7 protein-coding genes are annotated in these 9,277 nt (G+C 33.4%); 3 read left to right on the top strand and 4 right to left on the bottom strand.

What is annotated here, in order from left to right:
• Both PMI10_RS17510 and PMI10_RS17505 read left to right on the top strand, forming a co-directional pair.
• Window positions 1–1,385 (top strand): T9SS type A sorting domain-containing protein (locus tag PMI10_RS17510; protein ID WP_007810475.1); only part of this gene is annotated, 1,385 nt, incomplete at its 5' end.
• Between the two features lie 221 nt (window positions 1,386–1,606).
• The gene (locus PMI10_RS17505) at window positions 1,607–2,134 is read left to right on the top strand and encodes a hypothetical protein (protein ID WP_007810474.1); all 528 of its coding nucleotides are present in this window, start codon (window positions 1,607–1,609) and stop codon (window positions 2,132–2,134) included.
• Between the two features lie 58 nt (window positions 2,135–2,192).
• Here the strand turns inward: PMI10_RS17505 and PMI10_RS17500 are convergent, their stop codons facing one another.
• Window positions 2,193–4,034 (bottom strand): T9SS type A sorting domain-containing protein, encoded by a 1,842-nt coding sequence (locus tag PMI10_RS17500; RefSeq protein WP_007810472.1) that lies wholly within the window; start codon window positions 4,032–4,034, stop codon window positions 2,193–2,195.
• 179 nt (window positions 4,035–4,213) lie between these two features.
• Window positions 4,214–5,182 carry a TerC family protein gene (locus PMI10_RS17495; protein ID WP_035632116.1) on the bottom strand — a complete coding sequence of 323 codons (969 nt, stop codon included), beginning with the start codon at window positions 5,180–5,182 and terminating at the stop codon, window positions 4,214–4,216.
• Window positions 5,183–5,591: 409 nt separating this feature from the next.
• On the opposite strand from PMI10_RS17495, the gene PMI10_RS17490 reads away from it, so the two are divergent.
• Window positions 5,592–5,768, top strand: coding sequence for a histone H1 (locus tag PMI10_RS17490; protein WP_007810470.1), 177 nt, complete (start codon window positions 5,592–5,594; stop codon window positions 5,766–5,768).
• Window positions 5,769–5,970: 202 nt separating this feature from the next.
• Here PMI10_RS17490 and PMI10_RS17485 read toward each other — a convergent pair whose 3' ends face one another.
• Complete coding sequence (locus PMI10_RS17485) at window positions 5,971–7,290, bottom strand: right-handed parallel beta-helix repeat-containing protein (protein WP_007810469.1); 1,320 nt, start codon at window positions 7,288–7,290, stop codon at window positions 5,971–5,973.
• 365 nt (window positions 7,291–7,655) lie between these two features.
• The gene (locus PMI10_RS17480; RefSeq protein ID WP_007810468.1) at window positions 7,656–9,161 is read right to left on the bottom strand and encodes a rhamnogalacturonan acetylesterase; all 1,506 of its coding nucleotides are present in this window, start codon (window positions 9,159–9,161) and stop codon (window positions 7,656–7,658) included.
• Window positions 9,162–9,277: the final 116 nt, after the last annotated feature.

Raw genomic sequence — 9,277 nt, 5'->3', positions numbered from 1 at the left:
ATCCGGTGGCACCGAACCTATGTCAGGGCGGCACCACCAGTGTGAGTTATGTGGTTACCGACAAATGTTACACCACCACCATCACCAAAGACTTCACCATTACTAAAGTTGATTTACTTAATGTATCAAGTCCACCAAATAAAACAGTTATTTGTGGTGAAGATGCAGATGCAGCATTTGTGGCATGGATTGCAGGATTTAAATACACAGGAGGATGTCTTGGAAACGTTCAGGCTACAGATTTATCTCAATTCGTGAAACCTCAATTAGGGGTGCCACTGGTTATTGAATATGTTGTTTCTAACAATTGTGAAACGATTAAAAAAGTATCAACATTTTTGATCACTCCATGTATAACTCCAATTTGTACGTATACTCAAGGATATTATGGAAATATTGGAGGTATGTCATGTGCAGGAGGAGTTCCTTATACAACCAAAGCGCTTATTGCGAAATCATTAAGTACTTATCCGGGCGGAACAATGACAATTGGTTTAGTTGGAAAATCTGTTTTAGTATCTAATAATCCAACAGATATCAATGCCGTAATTGAAGTTTTACCAGGAGGAGGAGCAAGCAAAGTGTTGTCAAATGGAAATCCTCACATTAGTGCATTGCCACCGCAATATCTTAAAAAAGGAGTGATCAATAATACCTTATTAGCTCAAACCATTACGTTAGGACTTAATTTAGGTATTGATAGCGAGTTGAGTAAATTCAAATTGCAGGCAGGTATATTGGCAGTTGCTGAACCTGCGGGTGGTTGCGGATCTAAAACTCCAAAAGAACGTTCTTGTAATCCTGACGGAACAGTAAGTAATGAATATAAATTTTACACTATTCCGAACACTGTAGTTAGTAAATTAGGAGGAGATAAAACTGTTGGCGATTTATTTAATTTAGCCAACCAGGCGTTGGGAGGAGGAAATACCAACGGAGCTTCTCTTTCTGATATCGCAAGTTTAGTAGATTTGATAAACAATGCGTTTGATCAATGTAGAATTTCTATTGGATATAACATTCCGCCGCTTGCTTGTGTAGCTACTCAGGAACCAATAGTTGCTGAGACATCTACCACTACAGAAACAGTTGTAGTTGAAAGCAGCGGAAAAGAAAGTAACAAAGCTAGTTTTGTTGCTTATCCGGTTCCATTTAAAAACTACATTATAATTCATTATAACTTTGATTATGCGAGCGATGTCAAAATTGAATTGTTCGATTTATCAGGAACTTTGTTATCTTCAAAAACAGATACAAATTCTTATTTAGACAAAGAGTATACCTTTAATATTGATTTCTATATAGGTAAATTCCAAGCTTATATTCTAAAAGTTACAACTAGTAAAGGCAGCAGTACTAAAAAAATCATTTCTGCCGGTTATTAAATTAATTTATAAATCTTAATTTAAAGCATCCGTTAAAAGCGGATGCTTTTTTTTTGAAAATTATTTTTTTTTGTTTCTCCTTTGATTACTGGTGTTTTACGCGTAAAATGATTTAGTAAATGCAGATGAGATTAAAAAAAGTTAGGAAAAAAAGTATGTTTTTCTTTTTTTTGGTTTGGTTTTTGGGATACCTTTATAATAAACCTTAAAAAATAAAAATCATGAAAAAAATATTGACACTTTTCGCAGTTGTTGGATTAATGGCGTTTTCTAGTTGTTCGGATGATGGTAATGATATAGATAATGATACAATTGCTTATGTTTTTGAAGCAAATGGTGTTTCTTTTAGCTCAAACAGTAATTCCGAAAATTATATAGATTTTGATTCCAGAATTTATTCAGGGGATGTTATATTAGTATACAGATATGCAGGCGCTGATCCTGATACTGGACGAGATATATGGGCCCCAATTCCAGAATCACATTATTATAATGATGGTACTTTATATTTTACCTATAAATTTGACTTTACTCAAGATAATGTTAGGATATTTATAGAAGGATTTGATTTAGATATTAACCCTATTCCAAGTAATTTAAGAGCTAATCAAACTTTTCGTATTGTAATTGTTCCTGGTGATGATGGAATAAACACTAACAAATCGGCTAACAAACCTGATTATTCAGATTATAATGCTGTTATTAAAAAATACAATATTGATGATAGTAATGTTAAGAAATTAAACTAATAATTTTTAGAATACAAAAAAAAGGAAATCTTACGATTTCCTTTTTTATTTGTCATTATTAATTGTTTTTAATGAATGTTAACTGAGTATTTCTATTACCTCCAGTTTGAATGTTTATAAAGTAAGTTCCCAAAGTTAAATTTGAAATATTTATACTAATTAAATTTGGATTTATGGTTGAAAAATTGTTCGAACTTACGATAGCTCCCATTGCATTTACAATATTTATTTGAGTATTTGCTAAAATGTAATCTGTTCCTTTGTACTCAATATTTATAATCGAAGAAGCTGGATTTGGATAAACTGTTAATATTGGAGATGTATAGGTTGAGTTTGAAGAGACTAAACTTACTTCATTACTATAAGATTTAGTATTCCCTTTTACTAATTGGCCGTTACTTATAACTTGATAATTTATAGTTGCTAATCGTCTATAATTATAAGTAGTTTGAATGATTAAACTGCCTCTTGGGTTTGCTACGAAATTAAGTGGTAACGGTAGATAATCTTTTGATGTTGCACCTGAAATATCTAACCAGTTTCCATATACGCTATTGTTGGTTACGGACTGACTTTGCCATTGATATGATAATGTATACATTAAATTTGTTCCAGTAATTGTGGTGTTATCGATGAATGGAGTAGAGCCAATAAGTGTGCTTGGAGATTCAATTATTCCTGCGGAAGGAATGTTTAATATTTGATCACAACAAATGTTATTATTATTCCGAGCTGTTCTTAGTAATATTTTTACTGAGTTACTAACTCTTTTTATGTTTTGATAAATAGCAATTCTTCTTACTAAATAATAATTATCTTCATTATTTGTCATATCAGATGGATTAAAGAAACCTAAAGTAGAGGAGTTTTCTCCTTCAATAGTTTTCCAGTCTTTAAGTCCACCTAGTGAAATATTTGTTTTAGTATATTCCCATTCATATCTTTCAATATCAACCAAATTATCTCCTCTTTGAGCGATATGAAGTGGATTTTGAAGAATGTTTAAATTTACTAAATTATTAGATCTACTACCAACTATAGATTTTGGGTTTGTATTTGAAATTTCTACAAAATCCTCTGTTACTGGTACATTTTTAATAGAAATTTCATTTGAAGTTATTGGAGAAGGAACTACTTTGATTGTAATAGTATTACTTTTATTAGTAAACTCATATCCATATTGATAATCATATCCTAACCATCTTGTAATATTAAAATCTCCTGGTTCAGTAACATAATCAATATTTAAAATCTTGTTAGTGTCCTCTAAAGGTAATGGCTGATTACCGCTTGTTTCCCAATAACTTTCAATTCCGTAAGGCAAGTATTTATAAGGATTTAAATATTGTGATCCAGTTATTGGAGCAGGTTTGTCACCTAATCGAATGGTTTGATCACAGCATAGTGTATTTACAATTTTGTTTGGATCTGGTGCATCTGCCGGAGGATTTATATTTGTTCCAGAAGTCATTGTTGCATTTTTAATAACGGCAATATTTGAACTTATATAAGACGTGCCGCTTTTATATTCAGCAAATATAAAACCACCAGAGGTTAAAAAATCTCCCCAGCTTAAATTTATAACAAAGCTTCTGGTAGCAATTTTTCCTCCACCAAAATATAATGCACCGCCATCACCACCATTAGCAATATTTGATCCTAATGCGTTACCTTTTGAAAAGTAAATTTTTATAGTACCCTGATCTCCTACGGCGGCTGTCGATGGAACTTCTACTTTAACAGATAATGAAATAGTAGAGGTAGGTACGGATGCTAAATTAATAGAACCACCACTATAACCTACTCCGTTTACAAGTGTTGGAGTAAGTGTAACTTTTTGTCCAATTGCTAATAAATTGGAAAGTAATAAGAGAATTACATAAAGGTAATTTTTTTTCATCGTAATTAATTTGAGTTTTTAAAAAACGCAAAAGTAATTGTTATCGATGTAATTTCTTAATTTATATTGTAAAATAATAAGTAATTATTTATATAATTGGATTTAGTTGTAATTTATAGTAAATAAAAAAGGAAACCGTAATTTATTTCCTTTTTTATGAATATATGTTTAGAAAAAAATTATTCTTCGTCTAAATCAGTAAGTTCTTTCTCTTCTCCAAATTTTAAAGAAACTATAATTCCTACCAAAAGAGATAGCGCAATAAATCCTAAAGAAACCCATTCAGGAAGATGAATAAAATCGTGAAGAATCATCTTTAATCCTACAAAGCTCAAAATAGCAATTAAACTGTATTCCAAGTAACTAAATTTAGCCAGCATATTTGCTAAGAAAAAGTACATAGAACGTAATCCCAGGATTGCAAAAATATTAGAACTGAATACTAAAAACGGATCTGATGTAATGGCCAGGATTGCCGGAACGCTGTCTACAGCAAAAAGTACATCCATAACCTCAATTACAATTAAAGCAACAAATAGAGGAGTAGCCGCTTTTTTTCCTTTTTCGGTTAAAATGAAAAATTTCTCATGATCCATTTCTGAGGTAATCGGAATAATTTTTCCTAATGTTTTATAAACGAATGAATTTTTAGGCTGAAAATCTTCTTCTTCACCGGAAAACAACATTTTTATTGCTGTAAATAGTAAGAAACCTCCAAATAAGTAGGTTGTCCATGTAAATTTATTGATTAGCATTACGCCAAAGAAAATCATCAATCCCCTAAAAACTATGGCGCCAAGAATTCCCCAAAATAAAACACGGTGCTGGTATTTTTGAGGTATTTTGAAAGCGGCAAAAATTATGGCAATCACAAAAATATTGTCAATACTTAGAGAAAGCTCAATTAAATAACCGGTAATAAACTTCATTGAGGCAACAGCCGGTTTCAGCTTATCAGGATTCGCAATGTAATCTGTAGTGTAAAGCCAATAGATAACCCCTGAAAAAAGAAATGATAATGTTACCCAAATCAATGTCCATTTGCTTGCTTCTTTTGTACTGATAATATGTGGGGTTTTATTGAAGACTCCCAGGTCTAAAGCAAGAATAAGTATTACGGCTAATAAAAAGAAAATCCAGACCATTATGAAGATGTATTTTTTAAATGATTTACAAAGATAAGTTTTGAAGTCTAACTTAAAAATTAATTATTGAAAAGTTACCTTCAAATTTAGATAACATTTAAGTCTTTGTGTCACCTAATTTATGGGTTTATTATTATGGTGTCACATTGTGCGGAGTCGAAATGTAGTTTAGGTTCCTGACTCCGTTCAGCCTTATATTTATTTTAAATTACATCCAGAGGCCTAAATCAAGTACTAAGAATAAAAAAATAATGAGCGGTTAATTTTATAATTCACTGATTATTAAGAACAAAGCGTTTGTTTTAATTTAATATTAACTCAAGGACAAAAAAGTGTGATAATTTTAACACTAAACTTGCGTTAACTATAAAGCAAACTTTTATTTTTGCGACTTAATTTAACAAGTATAAGCATGAAAGATCTATTAGTAAAAATCAACGCCGAAATCGAAACATTTAAAGTAGAAGCTGAATCACTAACTGAAAAAGGTGTAAAAGCAGCGGGAGCAAGAGCGCGTAAATCAACTTTAGAAATTGAAAAACTTTTGAAAGAATTTAGAAAAGTTTCTATCGAAGAATCAAAAAAATAATATTTGAATTCAAAGATAAAACCTCGTTTACTTAAACGAGGTTTTTTTATGGAATTGTGCGAGAAGATTTATAATAGTCAATTTGCTCTTTTGTCACATCGAGCCCTTCGACAAAAAGCTCAGGACAGGCTAAAGTCGAAATGCATTAGAGGCTCTCAATTCTAAAGGTTCTCGACTTCGCTCGAACTGACAATCAAAAGAATCATTTTTCCGATTCAAAACAGCCTAAATCAGGGCTTTTTCCTTTAAAAGGAAATCCAATATCTATTCCTGCATCAATCAAATTACTTGACGGATTAAGCCTCAAAAAAGAAGTTTCAGGAAGGCTTCCATCGGCTTGTCTGGAAGCCGTCAAAAAAGTTTCGTCCAGACTTAAAAAATCTGTAGCTGTAATTGTTAAACTGAGGTCGAAATAATTATTTTTTAAAGTACAGGCAGACTTATTTATATTGTTCAATTCCGCACCTGTGGCACCATATCCCAGATTATTAGCCAACACATGGCTCCAACCCTGAGTATCTTCAAGATATTCGACCGGTTTGACAGCTTTTCTATTCAGCATATCATAGTTTATCCTGTTATGATACGCCGTATTATTGTACCAATTACTGCCGTTTAAATGATGGTTGGAATAAAAACCGGCTTGCTTATTTCCCACGGCCAGGCAAAACTGAATGGTATTTCGGGGTATTGGATTAGGGAGATGCTCTAAAGGGGTACCGGCATAACCTCCACACTTAAACCCATTGCCATCGGCACGTTTTTTAAAGTCGACGGTATAACCATTATAAAAAGCCCAGCAATGATCAATTAAAACAGGTTCGGCAGAATTAATCAAATCAAAGCCATCATCGCTGTTAAACCAGGCGCGGCATCCCCTAAAGATATTGTTCTTATTACCTGCAGGCGCATGACAGCCAAAACCATCCGTATTACCGCCTTTACCATTTTCGGATACCGAATCCCAATTTCTATAAGCATCACAATTTAGAATTAGGTTATTGGAGCCTTTTGTAATGTAAACGCCAATTGCCATGCCGTCATGCATTTTTAGTTGTTCCAGCGTATTGTTGCTTCCCTGAATCTCAAAACATTCGGATTGGGTATGATCTTTTATAGTTACCTGAACACCTGTAACTTCAATTCCTTTAACGGTAATATTATTTCCACTGATAAAAAATGCGATTACACGAAGGTTCTCAGGCTTAATTTTTTCAAAATTAAACACAGGCGTTTCATTTTTATAGGCCAAATAACTAATGCCGTCTTTGTCGAGTTTGGTTACATACGCCCAAATACGATGATATTGTGCTATTTGTTCTTCTTTAAGTTTATAGACACCTCCCCGAATATAAACTGTATCTCCGGAACTGGCTAATTGTTGCGCTTTGTTAATGGTTGCAACGGGATTTTTTATAGTTCCGTTATTGGAATCGTTTCCATTTGGAGCAACATAATATTCGGCCGAAAAGGAAAAATGACAACTTAGCAAAAAGACAAAAAGTAAAATTTTAGATTTCATGTAGATTCCGTTTTTTTTTGGATTTTAATTCACCTCATTTTTTTTTAGAAGCTGAAACATTTGGGCTTTTTTATACACATCGTCCCGCTATCCGTTACAATCTCCCGAAAAAAATCGGGAGGATTTTCACTATTATCGGGGCTAAAAGTGATTATTTATGCATTTTTGTTTTTATGTAATATCTCAATTGTCAGTTCGGGTCCTTCGACAAAAGCTCAGAACAGGCTAAAGTCGAGAACCTCTATTGCATCTCGACTCCGCTCGATGTGGCAAAACAACAGATGTAATTTTAGCCCAAAAAACAACCCAGACTCATCATTAGACTTCTAATGTGGATCCGGGTTTAAAATGGCAGGATATTTTTTTTATTTTGGAATTTCAATATAGTCTTTAAACCCGCAGTCTTTTATTTTTTTGAGGCTCTCAGCTACAGCAAGGGCATTAAAAGCAGCGCCTTCTGCTCCCGTGTGTGTATGATCCTTTGGAAAAAATGGTTTCACTTTTTCTTTCCCTAATGCTTCATATTTCAAGGCAACAATTTCATTCAGATCAATATAAAAAGCATTTTCTTTGTCGGCGGCTTCTTTAGACCATTTCCCATAAGTATCTGCTCTGCGTTCCACTTTATCGTTTGGCCATTCATTTCTTGGTGTCTGACTTAAAACAATCGGAATTGCACCTTTTTCTTTACTTTCTTTAATGAATTTTTGCATGTACCAGCCAAAAGTATGTACGGTTTCGGTCAAACTGTCCCGGATTACTTGTTGTGTTTCATCACCGTTTCCTTTAAGTGAACCTCTGAATTTTTCTTTATCAACAGCTCCGGCATCGTTATGGCCAAACTGAATCATTATAAAATCACCAGGTTTTAATTCGTTTTTTACTGCATCCCATAATCCTTCTTTGGTAAAAGTTCTTGTGCTTCTTCCGCCTCTTGCCTTATTGATAACTTCAATTCTGGTGGTATCGCAATATTGAGGAAATGCAACTCCCCAACCAACAGCATTCGGATTACTGCTGTTATTTGCCATCGTCGAATCGCCAATTAAAAACACTCTTTTCTTAGCAGGAAGTACAATTTTCGGGTTTTCTAAAATATATTTTTTTAAAGAATTGCTGCTTTTTTTTAATTCATTAATAATTACCGAAGCAGAAAGAACTGCTCCTTTTGCAGAGGTATGTGTATGGTCGCGTTTGTAGAAATACGTTCCGGTTACTTTTGTTTCACCCAGTTTTTCCATTTCAAGAGCCATTTTATCATTCAAATCGATAAAAGTTACTTTTTCCTTTTCTGCTATTTGTTTGGCCCACAATCCGTATGATTTGTCGTTGCGCGGCACTTTTCCTTCCTTCCAGTCATTTCTCGGAATAGGGGAACATATTATTGGAATTGCGCCTTTGGATTTGGCTTCCTGAATCACTTTCTGAATGTACCATCCATAAGTATGTACAGTTTCATGTTTTTTCGTCAGGATATTATCAATTTCCTGAGTTTCATTTCCAATTCCTTTAATTGTTCCTCTGGCACGAAGACTGTCGTTTAATGGACCATCATCATTATGCCCAAACTGAATCAGGACATAATCTCCTTTTTTGAGTTTGTTCAAAACAGCTGTCCACAAACCTTTATCCTGAAAAGTCCTGCTGCTGGTTCCGCCCAAAGCATGATTCTCGATATTGACTTTTGTAGTATCCAAAAACTGACCTATATAATCTCCCCAGCCCCAAAGTCCACCGGTACCGTCACCTTTACCGTTTTTTACAGTTGAATCACCCACCGTAAAAACAGTTGGTTTATTATTTTGTTTTGGAGTAAAATTGAAAAATAATAATCCTAAAAACAGTATTGTAATTATTTTAATCGATTTCATATAATGTCTGTAAAAAATAATATTAAACTAGCCTTCGACTTCGCTCAGGGTGACATTCATTTTCAAAATGACCTTTGTGTCAGGCTGAGCGGAGTCGAAGCCCTTTTTTGTCAATT

The sequence above is a fragment of the Flavobacterium sp. CF136 genome (assembly GCF_000282055.1).
Taxonomy (GTDB): domain Bacteria; phylum Bacteroidota; class Bacteroidia; order Flavobacteriales; family Flavobacteriaceae; genus Flavobacterium.
Note: the sequence above shows the minus strand (reverse complement) of the source record. Positions and strands in the feature narration are given on the sequence as shown.